Origin of the sequence: Klebsiella sp. HC6 (assembly GCF_022605325.1) — a bacterium.
Lineage (GTDB): Bacteria > Pseudomonadota > Gammaproteobacteria > Enterobacterales > Enterobacteriaceae > Klebsiella > Klebsiella terrigena.
The window spans coordinates 4,532,730-4,551,932 of record NZ_CP093276.1; the positions used below are offsets into that span (position 1 = coordinate 4,532,730).

The following is a 19,203-nucleotide window of genomic DNA, read 5'->3' on the forward strand; positions in this document are numbered from 1 at the left end:
CCCCCCTCCGGCGCGGCCCGTCTCGGGCGCCATCGCCGAAGAACAATCTTAATGAACCTGGCTTCACTTCCGGCTGATCTCACTCAACCATCGCTTCACTAACGATTTTTTATCTCAGGCCTCCGCTACAGCCAGAATATCCTCCTCCTGATTATTGAACGGTGCAAGGAGCGTATGCCGCTCCCGCACCTGAGATAGCCTCATGGCTTACGCGCCGCCGCCGGGAATTTCGCCGGCGGCGCGACGTTTGCCGAGGCTGCAGGTTGCGGCAAGCGCCAGCAGCACGATCGCCGCCACGCAGCCGAGCGTCCATGCGCCCATCTGGGAGAAAAAGTGTTGATAAGCGGCAATGGCCGTTTCGCTGATTTGCGATTCGGTGGTCTGCTGCGCCACCATCCCCGCCAGCCAGTTGGCGACCGCGCCGGTGGCGAGCATGTAAATACCGGTCAGCACCCCGGTCACGCCGGGCATGTTGAGGCGGGTAATCTGCGCCATCGCCACCGGGTCGATAAACAGCTCGGCAAACCCCATCAGCGCCAGCCCGCCGACCATCAGCCCCATTGAGGCCTGGCCGTCGACGGCTGCGTGGCGAGCGTTAAGCGCCAGCAGCATAAATCCGCAGCCCATCAGCACCAGGCCAAAGGCGAATTTCAGCCATACCCGCAGCGCGGAGCGGGTGGCGCCTTCCGGACGCATCAGCCACGCCAGCGCCACCCCCGCCGCCATCACCGCCACCGCGTTGACCGACTGGAACAGCGCCGTCGGCACTTCAATATTCAGCAGGCGACGGTTAACAAAGTGGTCGATAAACAGGCTAATCGAGCTGCCGCCCTGCTGCGCCAGAACCCAGAACAGCGTCCCGGTCAGCATCAGCAGAACGATTTGCCACAGCGCCCGGCGGTGCTGCGGGGAGGCGATCATGATCCGCGCCACCATCTGGGCGGCAAAGACGCAGACGATCGCCAGCAGATAGCCGGACCAGTTATTTTGCAGCAGCAGCGTAAAGAACACCGGCGCCACGCACAGCATCACCACCAGCCAACCCCAGGTGGGCAGCACAAACTTCACCGCCCGCAGCGCCTGCTTGTCGACGCCGCGGGTGTGGCGGAAGTAGCGGCCGCCGCTTAAGAAAATCAGCAGACCGATAAACATGCCGATCCCCGCCAGCGCAAAGCCGATGTGCCAGCCGTACCACTGGGCGGTCAGCCCGCAGGCAATCGGCGCGGCGATTGAGCCGACGTTCCCCGCCGCATAGAGCAGCGAAAAACCGCCGTCGCGACGATGGTCGTCAACGGCATAGAGCTCGCCAAGCAGGCAGCTGATGTTGGATTTGAACAGACCATAGCCGCAGATGATGATCGCCAGCGCGAGGTACAGGCTCCAGGTTGCATCGGATTCGACGCCGAGCACCACGTGGCCGAGCGTCATCAGCAGCGCGCCGGCAATGACCGCCGTGCGGTTGCCGAGCAGGCGGTCGGCAAGCCAGCCGCCGAGAATAGGGGTAACGTAAACCAGAGAGGCGTAGGCGCTAAACAGGCTGATGGCGTGGCTGTCATCAAAGCCAAGCTGATGGGTGAGGTAGAGGATAAGTAGGGCACGCATGCCGTAAAAGCTGAAGTATTCCCAGATTTGAATCGCCACGATGTAATAGATCGCGCGCGGCTGTGAGGGTGTTTTCATGAGGTCTCCTTGCAGCGTGAAAAAGGGAAGTGGCAGGCCACTTCCCTTTGGTGCTTCAGTTACTTGGTGTTTTCGTCTTTCAGCACCTTAACGGTGTAGCGGCCATCCGCCTGACGATATGCGCCGTGGATATCGGTTTCGAAGCCCGGGTAGTGGGCGCCGATTTCGCACAGCATCTGCAGGAACTCCAGCACCGGACGGCTCTCTTCGGTGATCATCTCACCCGGCATAACCAGCGGAACTCCCGGAGGATACGGCAGGATCATGTTGGCATTGACGCGACCAACCATCTCTTCGAGATAGACCTCTTCGGTCTGAGCGTGCAGCTCTTTCTGGAACGCGGCGTACGGCGTCACCATCATTTTTGGCAGCACTTCGAACGCGCGGAACATCAGGTCCGGCAGGTTGTGATGCTCCACCAGTTTGTGAATGTTCTGCGCCAGCTCCTGAACGCGCATGTTTTCATAGAATTCAGGATCTTCACGGTACAGAGACGGCAGCATGTTTTTCACACGCAGGTTCAGGTCGAACGCGCGTTTGAAGTCGGTCAGCGCGCGCAGCAGGCTCAGGGCCTTGGTTTTGTCGATACCAATGCTGAACAGGAACAGCAGGTTGTACGGACCGGTTTTCTCGACCACGATGCCGTGTTCGTCGAGGTATTTCGCCACGATACTGGCCGGAATACCGAACTCATCCATGGTGCCGTCTTTTTTCATCCCCGGAGTCAGCAGAGTGACCTTAATTGGGTCGAGGTACATGTGCTCGTTATCGATGTTTTTGAAACCGTGCCATGCGCTGTCGGAGCGCAGCGGCCAGCATTCGGCGCCGTCGATATGCTCCGGCTGCCATACGTCGAAGAACCAGCCTTCGGACTCGCCTTTCAGACGCTTGATCTCTTTACGGAACTTGATTGAACGCTCAATAGAGCCGTCGATCAGACGCTTACCGGCGTTGCCTTTCATCATCGCCGCGGCGGTTTCGGTGGAGGCCACGATCCCGTAGTGCGGAGAGGTGGTGGTGTGCATCATGTAGGCTTCGTTAAAGGTTTCTTCGTTGATGTCACCTTTCACGTGGATCATTGAAGCCTGGGAGAACGCCGCCAGCAGCTTGTGGGTGGACTGGGTTTCGTAAATGATTTTCCCTTCCACGCGGCCGCCGCTCATCCCGCATTTGCCGGCATAGATTGGTGAGAAGTTGGTGTAAGGCACCCACGCTGAGTCAAAGTGGATGGATTTAACATCGAGGGTTTTCTTGATGAAGTCGGTGTTGTACAGCAGACCATCGTAGGTGGAGTTGGTGATAACCGCGTGCACCGGCCAGGTCGCGTTCGGGGTCTCTTTCACGCGCTTCGCGATGGTCGCGTGCTGGAATTCGCTCTGCGGGATCCCGCCGAGGATGCCGTAGGCGTTACGGGTCGGGCGGAAGTAGATTGGCGTAATGTCGCTCATCATCATCAGATGGGTCAGCGATTTGTGGCAGTTACGGTCAATCAGCACGGTGCTGCCGGCCGGAGCCGAGTACATACCGACGATTTTGTTGGCGGTAGAGGTGCCGTTGGTCACCATGTAGCTGCGTTCAGCGTTAAAGACGCGGGCGATATACTCTTCCGCTTCTTTATGCGGGCCGCTGTGATCCAGCAGGGAGCCGAGCTCAGAAACCGAAATCGAGATATCCGACTTCATGGTGTTCGGGCCAAAGAAATCGTAGAAGATGCTGCCTACCGGGCTTTTCTGGAAGGCGGTACCGCCCATGTGGCCTGGGGTACAGAAGGTGTATTTGCCTTCACGCACGTATTTGAACAGCGCCTTGGTCAGCGGCGGCAGAATCGCATCGATATACTCATCGGTGTTCTGTTTGATTTTGTCGGCGATGTCGTCGGCCGCGCCCAGCGCATATTCAAAGAAGCGCACCTGCATGCGCAGATCGTTCAGACTTACGTCCAGCGTGGAGTAGGTGTTGGCGAAAGCGTACAGCGGCATATATTCGTTCAGCTTGCTGATCTCTTCGCACAGCTCAAGATTGTATTTATCCCAGTCGAAGATAACGCCGCACAGGCGGGAGTTATTTTCGATAAGTTTCAGTAAATCTTCGCGGTCGTTCGGATAGACAATACGGAAGTCCAGGCGTTCAAGGGCACGATGCAGTTCACGGATAGGCTCTTCTTTAAAGTAGACGCCCATGTGATTCATGATTGCGATAACGTTCATAGTCAAATCTCCAGATAGAGAAAGCCCCTCCCGTCGCGTGGTGACAGGTGCAGGAAGGAGCTCCAGGAAAAGGGGTTACTGCTTAATGCGCGCCAGCGGTAGAGTTGTCAGCAGGGTCATTTTCATGCTGGCGCTGGTGCATTTTGCGGCCGTAGAACATCAGGATAATCAGGCTGACGATAAAGGTACCGGCCAGTTCGAAGGAGCTTGCCCCCATCAGGGCGATGAAGCAGAAGCCGCAGCCCAGCACCGAACAAATCAGGCTGACCAGGTTACGGATGTTGATGCCTTCAAAGCGAATCAGGTCAACGCAGGAGTAGAAGTAAGGCAGCATGGTCAGCAGTACGGCGATACCGGTCAGCTCGCCGAACAGGTCAGAGGCTTTACCGCCGCTGGAGTTCATCAGGGTAATCAGCACCATCAGCACGGTCATTTTCACCGCCGCCAGCAGCAGGCCTTTTTTCGGGTTACCGTTGCTATCAAGCTCGCCGTAGATTTTCGGGAAGTTGCCGTCGTTGGCGGCACGTACGCCGGCCTGTCCAACCAGCATCATCCAGGAACCGAGAGACGTCAGGCAGGCAAAGGCGGTGAAGGCGGAAACCATCGGAGCCGCCCAGCCGCCGAGGATAGTTGAAGCGCTAATGGCGAACGGTGCGCCCGATGCGGCCATCTGGGCTGCAGGGTACATCCCGGCAATCACCTGAGTTGCTGCGATATAAACGATACCTGCCAGCGCGGTACCCAGCATGGTCGCCAGCGGCACGGTACGTTTCGGGTTTTTCACCATCCCGGTACTGACGGCGGCGGATTCTACGCCGACGAAGGCCCACAGGCACAGCAGGATACTTTTCACGACCGCGTGGCTGTCGGTGGTGCTGGAGGTGTTCCAGTTTGCCTGGTAGGTGGCAGCGTCAAACCAGTGCCAGCCGACAACCGCCGTCATCACCACCGGAATTAATACCAGCACCAGACCAATGGTGGTCAGGCGGCTTACCCAGGTCCCCCCGAGCATATTAACGAAGGTAAATATCCAGACGATTGCAATACAGGCAATACCGGCCGGAACCGGGTTATTTAATATAGGGAAGAATGTCGACAGGTAGGATACGGCGGTAATCCCGATCGCCAGGTTTCCAATCCAGTTGGCATGATAATAAAGGACGCCGGTCTGAAAACCGAACGCCGGAGATATTTCACCGGCGTACGCAATTGGCCCACCCTGCTGCGGATTTTTGGTCGCCAGTCGGGCATAAACATAAGCCAGAGACATTGCGCCAATAATAGAAATCACCCACCCCCAGATTGCAATTGAACCAATACTGGCGAGGTTCGCAGGTAATAATGCAATACCGCTCCCCATCATATTACCGGCAACCACGCCGGTACAGGCAAATAGCCCGATCTTCTTGGCAGAACTCATGTTTGCTTTTCTCCTAAGTTTATTTGGGAGGTACAGATCATGATAGTGAACCTTTTATTGACCCGACCAACTGCCAACCAGATTACTGATTCAAAGAAGATAAGTCCTAAAGATAAAGTGAAATAACGGAAAACATCAGACAAATGATATTTTGACCTTTTTTGATTAACATATCAGGATGACATGTTGATATCATAAAAAGATAAACATCATTAAATTACAGACAGTTACGATATGGATTTCATGTTGGAAATGTGTTGCAAGCGGTAGTTGAATTACTCCATAAATATAACAATCACCGGCCTCATGAGAAACATAAGTTTAACCTCACCATGCCCAAAACTATTCACACGGTGAGGGTTTACTTATTCTGAAGAGAGGAAGTTATCGAGATACGGCACCACCCGGGTAACCGAGGTCTGGAATACCGCGTTTTCAATCCAGTAAAAGGTATTTTCGCCTGGGCGCAAATTAAAAGCGGTCAGGTAAGCATCGGCCGCTTCCCGGTTCTCGCCCTTCATCTCGTAGACTTTACCCAGCAGCACATAATTCATCCACGACATTTCAAGGTCAATGCCGGTATTAATCGCGTGGTACGCTTCGTCTACTTTCCCCTGCCCCAGCATATCCACGGCTTTAATTTGATAAAACACCGCCAGATCTTTAATACCCGGCATATCGCCAACCCGGTTTATTTCCGCATACAGCGCCGCGAGCTGCTGTTCATCCAGCGGCTGTTGCGAATGACGTAATACGTCCACCAGCGCCTTTTCCGCATACGCGTAGGTAAAGTCAGGAGCCTGTTTAATCACGTCATCAAGCAGCGCGCTGGCTTTTCCTAATGATTCGACATCACCATTCATTAATAGCTGATGCGCCTGGTAGAAGTGGGTCAGCGCGACGCTTTGCGAAGGCTGGTACTGCTTAAGCATGGTCTGCATGCGTTCCGGCCACGGCTGCTTGAGCGCTTCCGACAGGCTATTGAGCAGATCGTTTTGAATCGACAGCTGGTTGTCGCTGGTGATGAAGTAGCGCTTGTCCATCATGGTGGAACCGTCGGCGTTATCCACCATCTGCACCGACATAAAGCACTGCTGGGCGCGATAGTGGCGCTGGTTGACGAACTCAATGGTCAGCGTTTTACCCGAGCTGCTCGGCTCGTTGATGTTGTAGTTGGTTTTGTCATGCACCATAAAGGTGGAGAAGGTATTCAGCGAGGTGGTGACCAGGCTGCCAAGCCCCACCGCGTAAGAGTGCTGAGACGCCCAGTTGGTGCAGGAGTTGCCGTTAAGCAGGTGGATATCGATGTCGCGCGGGTTTAACAGCAGGCGGGCTTTATTGACCGGCGGGCGCGATTCGATGGTCGAGAGCGCCACCAGCGCCACGCAGGTTGCCAGCGCCAGCAGGAACAGCCCCCAGACGATAAAGGTGCTGATCCGCTTGCGTCTCTCCGGCCTGGCCGGGGGCTGAACGCCGGGCGCGACGGGCGCGGATGGCGCAGCGGCTTCCGGCATCGCCTGCGGCGCGAGCGGCGGAAGGAGCGGCGTCAGCTCTTCCCCCTCCTCCGTACACCAGATGACCGGCACCGTCAGCTTATAGCCGCGTTTCGGTACCGTTGCGATATATTCGAGGCTGCTATCGTCGCCGTCCTTCAACGACTTGCGCAGTTCAGAAATGCTCTGGGTGACGACGTGGCTGGTCACAACGTTGCGCGTCCAGACATTATCAATCAGCTCGTCCCTGCTGAGCACTTCGCCAGGATGGCGGGCAAAGAAAACCAGAAGATCGATTAAGCGCGGTTCAAGAGTGAGCTGGCGTCCCTTCCGGCTAATTTGGTTAACAGAGGGGGTAACCAGCCATTCTCCAACGCGAACAACAGGTTGTTGCATAAAAAGGGCCCAAACGAAAAGGGAAAGGCGCGATGATACCATATTTACCCTACCTATTTATGATAGGGGTCATGACCTTGAACGCGTTATATCGCTCTGCGTTTATTAAGTTTAGCCATTTTTTGTTTTTAGACAAAATCAGCAATAGTTTATTAACACTTTTGCCATTTCATTAAAAATATCCCGAAACTATTCTACGTTCATCGTTTATTCAGCGTTCATTCCCTCAGACGCGACGGTTTGCGCGCCGGGAGCGAACGGGCTCCACGGAGACGCATCATGCTATTTAATCCCTGCTCTTTACCGGCGCTGACGCTGAAAAATCGTATTGTTATGCCCCCGAGCGCTCTTCGGCGGGGTCAGGCAGGCTATCGTGACTACCCCGCCGTCGCGGCGAAGTAAAGCGGCACTCGCCCGCAGCCCTTTTGCTGCGGGACTTTCACGCGTTAGCGGCGGCGGCGCACCGCCTGCTCCAGCGCCGTAATATCCTCCCCGGACAGCAGCGGCTGCAGCGCCAGCAGGTCGTCCTCCGGCAAAGCGTAGAGGTTCAGCGCCAGCAGGCGCTGAATATCCGACTCGGCAAAGCGGTATTTGATAAATTTGGCCGGGTTACCGCCCACCACCGCATACGGCGGCACGTCTTTAGTCACCACCGCGCCTGCGGCAACCACCGCCCCTTCGCCTATCGTCACTCCGGGCATAATCATCGCCCGCATGCCAAGCCAGCAGCCATCGTGGAGCACCGTATCGCCGCGGTGCTGGTACGATGCGGCAATGGACTCCATAAACGGATAGAGGCTGATCCAGTCGATCCGATGGGTGCTGTTGCCGCCCATCAGGATCGCCGTTTCCGCGCCGATGCAGACGAAATTGCCGATGATGAGCTTATCCAGCTGCCCTAAGGGCTGCCACTGCTGGCTAACCGCATCCCCGTGCAGGTAGCGCACCACGGAGCGCTCAAAGCCGTTGTCCCAGCAGTCGCTGTAGTAGCTGTGGGTGCCTTTAATAATGATATTCGGATTGGTCACCGTCTGGTGCAGACGTTCGGTTCTCGACCAGTGTTTGTCGGTCATGGGGCATTCCTTTCGCGTTAATATGTCCTGTTAGTCAGGACATATCATAAGCCGGAAACGCTCAACCGGCGCTCAATAGCGCGAAGCAACGCCGTCGGGGCAGGTTTTAAAGCGGCGATGGAGCCACATATATTGCTCCGGCGCCATCAGGATGCACTTCTCGACGATCTTATTCATCCACGTCGCCGTGGTTTGCGGATTCTCCAGCGGCGGCCTCGACTCAGGGATCATAGAGATGAGCTCGTATCCTCCGCCGTTTGGCTTACGCCGCGGGACGAAGGGGACGATCGTCGCCTTCGACATTTTGGCCAGCACCCAGGTACCGGTTGTCGTTGCCGCCTGCTCCACGCCAAAAAATGGCGCAAACACGCTGCTGCCTGGCCCGTAGTCATGATCGGGCGCGTACCACAGAATTTCGCCCTCCTTCAGCACCCGCACCATTCCCTTCAGGTTTTTGCGATCGAGCATCGTCTTATTGGAACGCAGCCGCCCGCAGGTCTGCAGCCAGTCAAGCACCGGGTTGTCATTGGGGCGGTACACGCCGATCCCCGGCGTATGCATGCCGAACATTCGCGCCCCGAGCTCAAGGGTCAGAAAATGGACGCCGATAAGCAGCACTCCCTGCTTTTGCGCCTGCAAATCGATGACCGCCTCCAGCCCGCTGGTCTCGGTCCAGCGGGCAATCCGCCGCTCCGGCCAGAACCACGCCATGCCGGTTTCCATTACCCCCATGCCCAGCGATTCAAAATTCTGCACCACCATCTGGTGGCGCTGCGCGGCGCTCATTTCCGGGAAGCAGAGTTCGACGTTACGCCGGGCAATGCGCGCACGACGCGTCATAAAGCGCATCGCCAGGCGGCCAATCGAGGTCCCGAGGCGGTAAATAAGCGGATACGGCAGCTGCACAACCAGCCACAGCAGGCCGGCCCCCAGCCATATCAAGCCGTAACGAGGGTGCAGCAGGGATGCGGAAAACTTCGGTAACTGGGTCATATTATTCCTGTTAATTCAGTCAAATATTTCGACGCTTTGATTTATAAGACCAGATGACGGGCATACCGTTTAGCAATAAACAGGTCGTGAATTTATCATGCGCAAGTTTCTTTCCGCACAGGCCGAGCGCCATTTTCTGCCGGGGATCATAGGTCTTTCACCGCCATAAAACGACTTAATCCCGGTAACAAATTTATTATTAACTAAATAATCGCGTTTTTTACAGCAATAGTAAAATGGGCTTACGAGGAAATTTATCGGCAATAGCATCAGCAATTAATAAAGCGCATTATCAATTTAATTTTACCAGAAATTTATTATCCAAAATTAAATAACCCGTTTGCAATTTCAGCGAACAGGCGTGGTACAAAGCAGGCTATTTTATTCTGCTGACAGGCTCTACCATGGTTAAAATGCTTATACTCAGCGCGGTGCTGCTTCTGACATCGTGCATGGGGAGCGCACCAGGAACGGCGCCGGAGGCTTTGGGTCGCTCTCCTGAAGCAAACGGGCTTCCTCGGTGCCATGACCTTGATAAGCTTATTATCTGCGACTGGGGCCGCGACCGGTAAATGCGCTCAAAAACGCCGCATCAGGCCGGCTGGCCGCGGTCCTATCCGCCTTCCCCGCGCGCAGCGGCCTCCTCTGAGTCGGCAAAGCGCCCGCTTCCCTCGTATTTACTGTGACCGAGCCAACGTCCTGAGAAATGACCGTCGGCCGCGGGGTGTACAAATACCCTGAACCGTTCATACTTACCGGTATAGATGAGTCATTGATTTTTAATATTAAATTAGCATCAGCACTGTCGTGTAGCAGAATAAATAAAAAGGAAGACCGGCCAATGAAATACAAATTAGTCAAACAGGTTATGGATAATGATGCCCTGAGGAACAGCTTCATTGACCTGGCTATTAAGACCTTTGATCTCTCATTCAAAGACTGGTACAAAAAAGGCTACTGGACTGAGTCATACATTCCCTACGCTTTCGTTGATAATAATAAGGTGATTGCTAACGCCTCCGCCAACGTCATCGACCTCAAGTGGCAAGGGAAGCTCGTTCACTATATTCAGATAGGCACCGTGATGACCGATACCGACTATCGCGATAAGGGCCTTGCGACGCAGTTGATTAACCATATCCTCGATGACTGGAAGGATAAGGCCGACGCGATTTTTCTGTTTGCTAACTCCACCACCGTCGATTTCTATCCGAGATTTGGCTTCGAGCAGTACGATGAGTATCAGTATACCCTGCCGGTGACCCCGGCCGAGGGCGACTTCCGCCGGCTTGATATGGATAAAGAGAGCGATGTGGCAATTCTCAGGCACTATTATCAGAAATCCAATCCCTTCTCTCAGCTCTCGGCGCACAATAACTTCGGCCTGCTGATGTTCTACTGCTCGGCGTTTATGAAGCACTTCGTCTACTATTCGGAAAAAAATAGCGCCGTGGCCATCGCGATGCAAAACGATCGCGCGCTGATCTGCTTTGATATTTTCTGCGACGCCAGCGGTTCGATGTCGGCTATCGTCAATGAGCTCGCCGACCAGCGCACCCAGCTGGCGATTTTAGGCTTCACTCCCGTCGAAGGTCGCATCGGCGAGTATGAAAAAATAGAGGGCGACGACTTCTTATTTATCTCTACGGCCAAAGAGAACATTTTTAAGGGCAACAGGCTGATGTTCCCGACGCTATCCCATGCCTGAGCCGCGGTGGCCTGCTGTCTTATCTCGGCGCAAAATCCCCTCATGAGAAGTCATGAGGGGCAAAACCAGGACAGAGCTGAGAAAGAGCTGAGAAAAGGCTGAGTCAAAACCGGGACAAAACGGGAGCAATGAAGGGACAACGCAGGGATAAAACGGCGGGTGAGCGCCTCCCCGCTGCCGCTTATGATTTATCGCCATCATTAATCACCTCGCTTTATTTTAATTTATCGCGGCAGAACGTTTTAAATAAGCGCTCAATAAGGCATAAATAGGATTGACTTCATCTGCAGCCTGATAGAGGATCCCTTAATTATAATCCGTCCTGACGGCAACGGCGAAAGTAAACGGTCGGTTTCTCTTCCCCTCGCGCCAAAACAGAGAGCGCCAGCCCTTAAGATAGCGCGCGATCGCAACCCGCATTAAAAACAATTAAAAATGTCAATGATGCAAATCAGCATCTAAAGAAAAATAAGAAATAAAAAGATCTGAGATTCAGTAATTAAAATAACAATTTCCCTTACTAAAGATTACTTAAGATAAATTAACTACCCAAAACAATATCACCCGCCTTATGATTTTTCCCCATGAGTTCAGACGCTCTCAGTGAACAATTAAAATTGCAGGCATTCCCTATGCATGAACAAATAAGCGCATCCGGTCAACAGAGTAAGATAATTAAACCCGATACGGAACACTACGCTTACTTAGATCTTGAGCTATTGTTGAAAAACTATAGCGGCGGCAGCCTTACGGATATCCCACCGGCAACGGCGATCTCTGCATATTCCTATATGGCGAACCAGTACCTCAGCGACGGCCTTGAGACGCTAAAAGAGTCGATACGACCCAGCGGCGCCGGGGATCTCTTTGTTCTTGAAGAAAGCTACTTCCCTAATATCCGCGCTCTTCTCACGGTTATTCAGGTGCTGATTATTCGCGGTAACGCATCGATATTAATTATCAGCGACCGCAAAATAAAAGACGGCATGGCCGATTTCTTTATCTCTAAGCAGGCCGGATTACGCGAGTGGCGTAGAAAGCTCAAGGGCAATAACGCCGCCAGCATCGGTAAGCTGCTGAGATATTATGGCGAACTGCGCAGCGGCGGCCTCTTAACAAAAAGAGAGTATGACGTTATGCGCGCCGCATATACTTCACCGTCCCGCGGCGGCGTCGAACGGATGCTCTCCATGAGCAATAAGCAGGTCTCCCATTACTATCTGAGAATAAAAGACAAGCTCGGCGTAAATAATAAAATCGCAATGCTCAACTATATCGGCTGGCTATTCCCTTAGCCGGCGTGGGGACTGCCCCCTTTAACCTACGTTTAATAACCAGGAGGGCTGGTGAAGAAGATAAATCTCGACATAGATGTTCTTGATGCGGCGCTGCTTCGCCTCGACTGGGTGTTTGAATCATTTGAGCAGGTTTGTTTATCTTTCTCTGGGGGCAAGGACTCAACCGTCCTGTTTCACCTGGCGGCAACCGTTGCGCGCAAGAAGCGCAAAAAGTTCGTGGTCCTGTTTATCGACTGGGAGGCGCAGTATTTATTAACCATTGAGCATGTCGCAAAAATGCGGGCCCTCTATCAGGACGTCATCAGCCACTTTTACTGGATTGCCCTGCCGCTGACCACGGTAAGCGGCGTATCGCAGCACCAGCCGGAGTGGATCTGCTGGGAGCCCGGCGTCGAATGGGTGCGCCAGCCGCCGGCCTCCCCTTCTATCACTATCCGATGACCTTTGAATCCTTTGTGCCGGCGTTCATTCAGTGGCTGGCCGCCGGGCGCAGCCTGGCCTCGCTGATCGGCATTCGCACCGACGAGTCGCTACACCGCTATATGGCGCTGACATCGCAGACAAAATCGCGTTTTGCTGATGACAAACCCTGGACGACGGCGCTGCCGGGAGGCGAAAGCTATACCTGCTACCCTCTGTACGACTGGCGTACTCGGGATATCTGGATCTTCAACGCCAAATCGAAGCTCCCCTATAACCCGCTGTATGACCTGATGTACCGTGCCGGCGTGACGCTGAAAAACATGCGCGTGTGCGAACCCTTTGGCCCGGAGCAGCGCCGCGGGTTATGGCTTTACCACACGCTCGAACCGGACACCTGGGAGAAAATGTGTCGCCGGGTGTGCGGCGCGCACGGCGCGGCGAAATATGCTAACGAAAGCGGCGATTATTTTGCCCTCAGAACGCAGATGCGCAAGCCGGAGCAGCATACCTGGCGCAGCTACGCGCTGTTCCTGCTCGACAGTATGCCGGATACAACCGCAGAGCATTTCCGCAACAAGATAGCCATCTATCTGCACTGGTATCAGACGCGCGGCTTTCCGCAGGATATTCCTGATGCCCAGGAGAAGGACCTTGGCTTTCGCGATATTCCCTCCTGGCGCCGGATCTGCAAAACGATCCTCAAGAATGATTACTGGTGTCGGACGCTGTCATTCAGCCCGACCAAATCCCAGCATTACGAACGTTACTGCAACAATATCAATAATAAACGAAAGACATGGGGGACTCTGTAATGTCGAAGGATATCAGCAAGGTCGTGGCCGAATACCTTGAATCTTTCTCAGATATGAAAAGTAAGATTGACGCCATAAACCAGCTCAAGACGCTTATCCACCGGCACAGCCCCTTCCGCGACGAGCCCGTAGATTGCGTATTATGGGTTGATGCCGAATCGGTCACGGCGAATGACTATAACCCCAATAGCATGAGCGCAACGGAAAAAAAACTGCTGGAACGCTCGGTTGAAATGGATGGCTTCACCCAGCCGGTGGTGGTCGCTCGCCAGCAGGAGCAGTATCTGGTTGTCGATGGCTTTCATCGACATCTGATAAGCGCGGCCAACCCGCAGATTCACCAGCGGCTGTATGGCCATCTGCCGGTTACGCTGATCAACGCATCGCGTCAGGGGAAGAAGGAGCGCATCGCCGCCACCATTCGCCACAACCGCGCCCGGGGCAAGCACCAGATCGCCGCCATGTCGGATATCGTTCGCGATCTTTACCGCCTGGGCTGGGACGATCGGCGCATCGGCCAGGAGCTGGGAATGGACAGCGATGAGGTATTACGCCTGAAGCAGATTAGCGGGCTGGCGGAGATCTTTATCAACGATAGCTTCAGCCAGGCCTGGACGGTTGAATAGCCCGGCGGCCGGAGTCGCCTGCGCGCAGAGCGTTACCGTCGGTGCAGGACTCGGTGGTGGTCAGGAGCAATCCTCGCCGGGTCAGCGCCCCGGCCGCCCGCGCCGTCAGCTGTGAGGTAGCGTTGCCAGAATCCGGCATGATGATGCGCTCCTTACTCTTCTGCCGGGATAACCGATATATGGCCGTTGCGCTCCAGAATGGCATATTTTATTTTGCGAAATTCCGTGATGCCTTGATTTTGACGCGCGGCGACCAGGATGTCGTCGCAGGAGACATCGACCTTTTTCAGGTTATCGGTTAACGGTACCCCGTCGGCCACCAGCACCACGGGGGAGCCATCGAGCGCGGACTCCGCGCCGGAAATATATTTTTTCATTAGCCCAAACAGGATATCGACCACCACCAGCGTAATAATCGTCAGCATCGCCCCGGTAACCGAAAAATCGTTGCCGAGCAGGGCCTGCTGCGTCGCCTCGCTGATAATCAGCAGCAGGATCAGGTCGAAGCTGGTCATTTGCAGCAGCGCCCGGCGGCCGGCAATTTTAAATACCACCAGCAGGATTAAATAAATGGCTAACGCCCGGAAGACCATCTCCATAGCAACCCCCTAAGGATAAATAAACTGCCAAAAGCGGATTTCAGGCTCGGCGTTCACCTGGATGGAATTCTCCGACCTTCCCGGCTTCGCCGGCGTGACGTATAGCCAGATGGTGAAGTCGCCTTTATTTTTCACGTTGTTGTAGATCAGATACAGCGTCTTTCCCTGGCTGTACATCCCATCCGGCTGCGGCCAGATGCTGCCAGGCTCATAGCTTTCATTAAAATCGCCGCCGAGGCTGAAGACATATTTATCGCCACGGTGCGGGTGCGCCGTGATTTTGAGGCGAAACTCTTTCTGCAGCCGGCCAAAATACTCGTAGTCGAGCTTTATCGTCCCCGGCGGATTGGTTTTTTCAGCCTCGCTGAAATAGCCGACAGAAAATCCGCCGGCCAGCGCCACGCAGATAATAGCCAGCAGAATAACCAGGCCGACGTTCCTCGAAGCGGCCTCGAAATTCAGCAGGCGCTGACTCTCTTTAATCCCGGGCAACTTCACCTTATTCTCTGCCATTCATCACCCCACCGCTTCGCCTGCAGGCTACAAACCATATACTTTACAATTAGATACTGCTTTAAGGCTCATATTCTTTGCCTGATTAAGCAATAGCAAGCGCGCTTAAGATGTCAAGCCGATCGCCACGGGAAGGCAGCGCGAGGTTATTGGCGTTGGCGCTATTGTGTTCGCTTTTAGTCGCGACGCACTGGCTGCATTCGCGGAGGGATATGCCGGGACGCCGCTTCGTTCAGAGCCTTTAAAATAGCCGCGCTATTTAATACGTCATATTTAAGGTATAAAACGCGTTCCGCCGCCGCTGCCCAGATACACAGCGAGCGGCGGCGTAAAAGAGTTTTAACTATAATCACCCTGCTCCCACATTTTCAGCGAGGCCCGCCGTGTTAGCCAATCTCCTTATCGCCCTGGTGGCCGCCATCCACCTCTACATACTGATCCTCGAGATGTTTCTATGGGATACCAAAACTGGTCACAAAGCCTTTAACCTGAGCGCTGATTTTGCGCGCGACACCCGGGTGCTGGCCGCGAACCAGGGGCTGTACAACGGTTTTTTAGCCGCGGGCCTGCTGTGGGGGCTTTGGGCGGGAGAGAGCGGGTTTCAGCTTAAAGTCTTTTTCCTGTCCTGCGTTGTGCTTGCCGGAATATACGGCTCGATCACCGCAAGCAGGAAAATACTCTACGTTCAGGCTTTGCCCGCCATCGCGGCGCTGGCGGCCCTGTTTATCGGCTGACGGCGGATAAAATAAGCCGGCGCTTCCGGCCTGCTGCAAATTGCGCTAAGTTGCTTAATAATCAGCCGCTCCTTAATTACGGCCGGCTTTTCTTACTCTTCGCGGAGGTTATCCTGAACACGTTCAGTATTATTGCCATACCTTTTTTCACCCTTGCCGTTGTTCTCTTAACCCTGGGTGCGACCAGGAAGAACCGGGCGTGCGTTATCGTTGGCGGCGTGCTGATGTCCTCCGCCGTTGTCAACGCGGTGATTGGAATGTCGCTTTAGCAGGACGCCGGAAAAACGCCCTGACCAGCGGCTAAAACGAGCGCGCCGTCCGGCATTTGATGCGCGATCTCCCGCCTGAGCGAAAAGGTCCGCGCTTATCAAAACCGCCAGGCGGCAAACAGGACGCCGTTAACCTGCCCTGACTTTTGCGTAACGGGGCTGTCGGCGGCGTCGTTTTGCAGACGCTGCGCGCTGACCCGGGCGCCGATCAGCCATGCCGGCGTCACCGAATAGTCCATACCCAGCTGCCAGCCCACTTTCTCCAGCCCGGCCCCACCGTCGTAGCGTGACAGGCCGCTGCGCGCCGACTGAGCGGCGGTGACGCCGTACTGCGTCTGCATATAATCGCCGTCCCCCCAGCTCAGGCTGGGGCCGGTATAAAAGCGCAGGCTCTCGAGCGGCCGCCACTGCAGGTGCGCCCAGGAGATGAGCCTCAAGCCCTGCCGATCCCCACCGATATCCTGGGTCAAAATCACGCCGCCGTTGAAGAGCGTATTTTCATAAACCGCCGAGCTAAAGGCGCGCGGCGAGACGCTAATATCGCCCAGCCCTCGGAGGTGTTCGTCATCGGACTCCTGGCGAGGAGAGAGATCCGCACCCACGCCGAGCGAAAAGGTCCAGCGATCGGTGCGGGCAAACTCCCACCCCAGCGCCGTAAGATCGTCCACTCCGCCGACAAAAAACGGTCCGTAAGCCAGCTTTATTGCGGGTACGAACGTCGTTTTGGACTCTTTGGCGCCGGAATACTTCGGCTTTACGCCCACGCCGCCGCCGATAAAGCCGGAGAATCCGTTTTCGGCGGGCTCGGCGACGGCGGGAAAGGCTGCCGCAGAGAGCAGACACAGGAGCGTAAAGGGTTTAGCCAGGGTGGATAGCATGCAGATGATCCTTACCGTTACAGGAAGCCGACAATGAGATTGGCTTATTCAAACAGGCTCCTGTAACCCCTCTTTTTACCTCAGGTAAAGTTATGTAACAGCGACTGGGATGCGTACCTGGAAACAGGCTCCGCCGCCGCGGCGGTTGCGGACCGCAAGGGTTCCCCGGTGGTATTCAGTGATTGAACGGACCAGCGCCAGGCCAAGACCGCAGCCGTTTCCGCTGCTGCTGAGCCGATAAAACGGCTCAAAGATACGTTCTATTTCCGCTTCAGGAATGCCGGGGCCGCGATCTTTCACCTCGAGGGTGAAGTACTCCCGGTCGGTAAGCTTCAGGACGACCGAAATCTCATGACCCGCATAGCGCTGCGCATTTTCAATCAGGTTGCGCAGCAGGCGGCGTATTAACCGCGCGTCCACCTCGGCGAGCACATGCTCGGCGCACAGCTCAATCTGCGCGCTGGCGCACTCCTCCGCCGCAATGGCGGTGATATCCGCCGGCCGGAAGTCGCCGGTAATCACGCCGGTCGCCTGAGTCAGGCGGCTCAGCGTCAAAATCTCCTCCACCAGCGCATCCAGCTCGCCGACGCTGCGCCGCAGCTCGCGGGAGGCGGGCGACTCCTTCTGCACTAACAGAGCCGCCGCCATTTGAATACGCATCAGCGGCGAACGCAGCTCGTGCGAGGCGTTGGCCAGCATGGTTTTTTGTGACTGAACCAGCTGCTCAATCTGCGCGGCGGCGCGGTTAAAACTGGCCGCGAGCTGCGCCACCTCATCGCGTCCGGTAACCTGCACGCGCGCGTCGAGGTTGCCTTTGCCGAGCGACTCGACGCTCTGCTGTAACGACTCCAGGCGGGCGGTCAGGCGGCGGATCACCGGAAACGACACCAGCACCACGCTGGCCGCCATGCCCAGCAGCAGCAGGATAAACAGCCACGGGCGCTTTTGCCGGTCGCTGCTGAGCTGAATGACCAGCACGCGCTTATCCTTGAGCTGCCAGACAAAACGCGTGCCGTACCAGTCATCAAACAATCCTCCCGACGCCACGCGCAGCGGAAAAGAGAGCGGAGGTGCCAGCGGGCGGCTAAGCGGAGAGCCGTCGGCGGCGTACAGGGAGAAGCGGGTATGGGTACGCTGGATCCAGCTATCAATGGCCAGAGACTGCGCGGCGCGCGGCGCAGAGGCCGGAGGAAGGTTTTGCTCTACCAGCTCGGAAAAGGTAGCGAACGCCTTTAGATGACGGTTGTTATCGTTGTTCCACAGCCACAGCGCGATAGTGCAGGTCACCACCAGCGCCAGCGCGCAGCTAAAGGCGAAAAAAATCTGCAGATGCATGGGAAAGCAGGCGAGCCGCTTCATGGGTGGGGCAAGGCGGAGAAGACGTAGCCGACGCCGCGCACGGTAATAATGCGCTGCGGTACCTGCGGATCGTCCTCAATGGCCTGACGAATGCGCCCGATATGGACATCGATGGCGCGATCGAAGCTGTCGTAGCTTTCACCGCGCACCGACTGCCAGATCTGTTCGCGGTTAAGCACCCGGCCCGCATTGCGCGCCAGCGCGACCAGCAGGTCAAACTGTAGGGAGGTCAGGCTACAGCGCCGCTGGTTAAGCGTGACGCTGCGCGCCGCGGTGTCAATCTCCAGCGCGCCGGAGCGAATAACGCCGTCGCCGCCCGACGCCGCGCCGGGCCTCATGCGCCGCAGCACCGCGCGCATGCGCGCCAGCAGCTCGCGCGGCTCAAAGGGTTTTGCCAGATAGTCGTCGGCCCCCACTTCGAGTCCGATAATCCGATCCGCCGGATCTCCTCGCCCCGTCACCATAATAATCGCCGGGTCGTGCCGGAGCTGGGTGCGAATTTGCCGACACAGCGCCAGGCCATCGGCGTCGCCCAGCATCAGGTCCAGCAGCACGACGTCAAAGGCGCGCTGCTTCAGCTTATTCTCCGCGTCCTGTGCGCTGGCGCTGTGTACCACGCTAAATTCGTACTGGGTAAGGTAGGGCATCAGCATACCGGCCAGCCGGCTATCATCCTCAATCAACAAAACGGACGTCATCTTTATCTTCCACACCAAAAGCAT

At 55.6% G+C, this 19,203-nt stretch carries 16 protein-coding genes and 1 pseudogene; 5 read left to right on the top strand and 12 right to left on the bottom strand.

Annotation, left to right across the window (positions count from 1 at the left end; genetic code table 11):
- Positions 1–207 precede the first annotated feature (207 nt).
- The 6 genes from dtpD to MMW58_RS21990 all read right to left on the bottom strand — a co-directional run bounded on the left by dtpD (position 208) and on the right by MMW58_RS21990 (position 9,262).
- On the bottom strand, positions 208–1,680 hold the full coding sequence (gene dtpD / locus MMW58_RS21965; protein ID WP_159235959.1) for a dipeptide permease DtpD: 1,473 nt from the start codon (positions 1,678–1,680) through the stop codon (positions 208–210).
- A 59-nt stretch (positions 1,681–1,739) separates the two neighbouring features.
- Positions 1,740–3,887, bottom strand: a complete 2,148-nt coding sequence (gene cadA / locus MMW58_RS21970; protein ID WP_133596568.1) for a lysine decarboxylase CadA — start codon at positions 3,885–3,887, stop codon at positions 1,740–1,742.
- An 82-nt stretch (positions 3,888–3,969) separates the two neighbouring features.
- Positions 3,970–5,307, bottom strand: coding sequence for a cadaverine/lysine antiporter (gene cadB, locus MMW58_RS21975; RefSeq protein WP_133596566.1), 1,338 nt, complete (start codon positions 5,305–5,307; stop codon positions 3,970–3,972).
- Between the two features lie 365 nt (positions 5,308–5,672).
- A complete protein-coding gene (gene cadC / locus MMW58_RS21980) occupies positions 5,673–7,196 on the bottom strand; it encodes a lysine decarboxylation/transport transcriptional activator CadC (protein ID WP_159235958.1) in 1,524 nt (507 codons plus the stop codon).
- Between the two features lie 446 nt (positions 7,197–7,642).
- Positions 7,643–8,269, bottom strand: coding sequence for a CatB-related O-acetyltransferase (locus tag MMW58_RS21985; RefSeq protein WP_133596563.1), 627 nt, complete (start codon positions 8,267–8,269; stop codon positions 7,643–7,645).
- 72 nt (positions 8,270–8,341) lie between these two features.
- Positions 8,342–9,262 carry a Kdo(2)-lipid IV(A) acyltransferase gene (locus MMW58_RS21990; RefSeq protein ID WP_076944797.1) on the bottom strand — a complete coding sequence of 307 codons (921 nt, stop codon included), beginning with the start codon at positions 9,260–9,262 and terminating at the stop codon, positions 8,342–8,344.
- An 841-nt stretch (positions 9,263–10,103) separates the two neighbouring features.
- Here MMW58_RS21990 and MMW58_RS21995 point away from each other — a divergent pair.
- From MMW58_RS21995 to MMW58_RS22010, 4 genes and pseudogenes are all read left to right on the top strand, one after another.
- The gene (locus MMW58_RS21995; RefSeq protein WP_241722107.1) at positions 10,104–10,970 is read left to right on the top strand and encodes a GNAT family N-acetyltransferase; all 867 of its coding nucleotides are present in this window, start codon (positions 10,104–10,106) and stop codon (positions 10,968–10,970) included.
- Between the two features lie 584 nt (positions 10,971–11,554).
- Complete coding sequence (locus MMW58_RS22000; protein WP_159888824.1) at positions 11,555–12,265, top strand: hypothetical protein; 711 nt, start codon at positions 11,555–11,557, stop codon at positions 12,263–12,265.
- 48 nt (positions 12,266–12,313) lie between these two features.
- Positions 12,314–13,503: pseudogene (locus MMW58_RS22005) on the top strand (phosphoadenosine phosphosulfate reductase).
- A complete protein-coding gene (locus tag MMW58_RS22010) occupies positions 13,503–14,129 on the top strand; it encodes an IbrB-like domain-containing protein (RefSeq protein ID WP_159235953.1) in 627 nt (208 codons plus the stop codon). The pseudogene MMW58_RS22005 and the gene MMW58_RS22010 overlap by 1 nt, the downstream one beginning before the upstream one ends.
- Here the strand turns inward: MMW58_RS22010 and MMW58_RS22015 are convergent.
- Genes MMW58_RS22015 through MMW58_RS22025 form a run of 3 tightly spaced genes read right to left on the bottom strand, consistent with a single transcriptional unit; the run spans position 14,104 to position 15,241 of the window.
- On the bottom strand, positions 14,104–14,268 hold the full coding sequence (locus MMW58_RS22015) for a hypothetical protein (protein WP_241722108.1): 165 nt from the start codon (positions 14,266–14,268) through the stop codon (positions 14,104–14,106). The genes MMW58_RS22010 and MMW58_RS22015 overlap by 26 nt on opposite strands.
- 13 nt (positions 14,269–14,281) lie before the next feature.
- Complete coding sequence (locus MMW58_RS22020) at positions 14,282–14,728, bottom strand: DUF421 domain-containing protein (protein ID WP_041144412.1); 447 nt, start codon at positions 14,726–14,728, stop codon at positions 14,282–14,284.
- Between the two features lie 9 nt (positions 14,729–14,737).
- Complete coding sequence (locus tag MMW58_RS22025) at positions 14,738–15,241, bottom strand: hypothetical protein (RefSeq protein ID WP_241722109.1); 504 nt, start codon at positions 15,239–15,241, stop codon at positions 14,738–14,740.
- Positions 15,242–15,624: 383 nt separating this feature from the next.
- On the opposite strand from MMW58_RS22025, the gene MMW58_RS22030 reads away from it, so the two are divergent.
- Positions 15,625–15,975 carry a DUF1304 domain-containing protein gene (locus MMW58_RS22030; protein WP_133596549.1) on the top strand — a complete coding sequence of 117 codons (351 nt, stop codon included), beginning with the start codon at positions 15,625–15,627 and terminating at the stop codon, positions 15,973–15,975.
- 367 nt (positions 15,976–16,342) lie between these two features.
- Here MMW58_RS22030 and MMW58_RS22035 read toward each other — a convergent pair whose 3' ends face one another.
- From MMW58_RS22035 to MMW58_RS22045, 3 genes are all read right to left on the bottom strand, one after another.
- Complete coding sequence (locus tag MMW58_RS22035; RefSeq protein ID WP_241722110.1) at positions 16,343–17,122, bottom strand: MipA/OmpV family protein; 780 nt, start codon at positions 17,120–17,122, stop codon at positions 16,343–16,345.
- A gap of 90 nt (positions 17,123–17,212) precedes the next feature.
- Complete coding sequence (locus tag MMW58_RS22040) at positions 17,213–18,457, bottom strand: sensor histidine kinase (protein ID WP_241722111.1); 1,245 nt, start codon at positions 18,455–18,457, stop codon at positions 17,213–17,215.
- 20 nt (positions 18,458–18,477) lie between these two features.
- Positions 18,478–19,179: a response regulator gene (locus tag MMW58_RS22045; RefSeq protein WP_181955380.1), complete on the bottom strand. Its 702-nt coding sequence runs from the start codon at positions 19,177–19,179 to the stop codon at positions 18,478–18,480.
- Between the last annotated feature and the right edge of the window lie 24 nt (positions 19,180–19,203).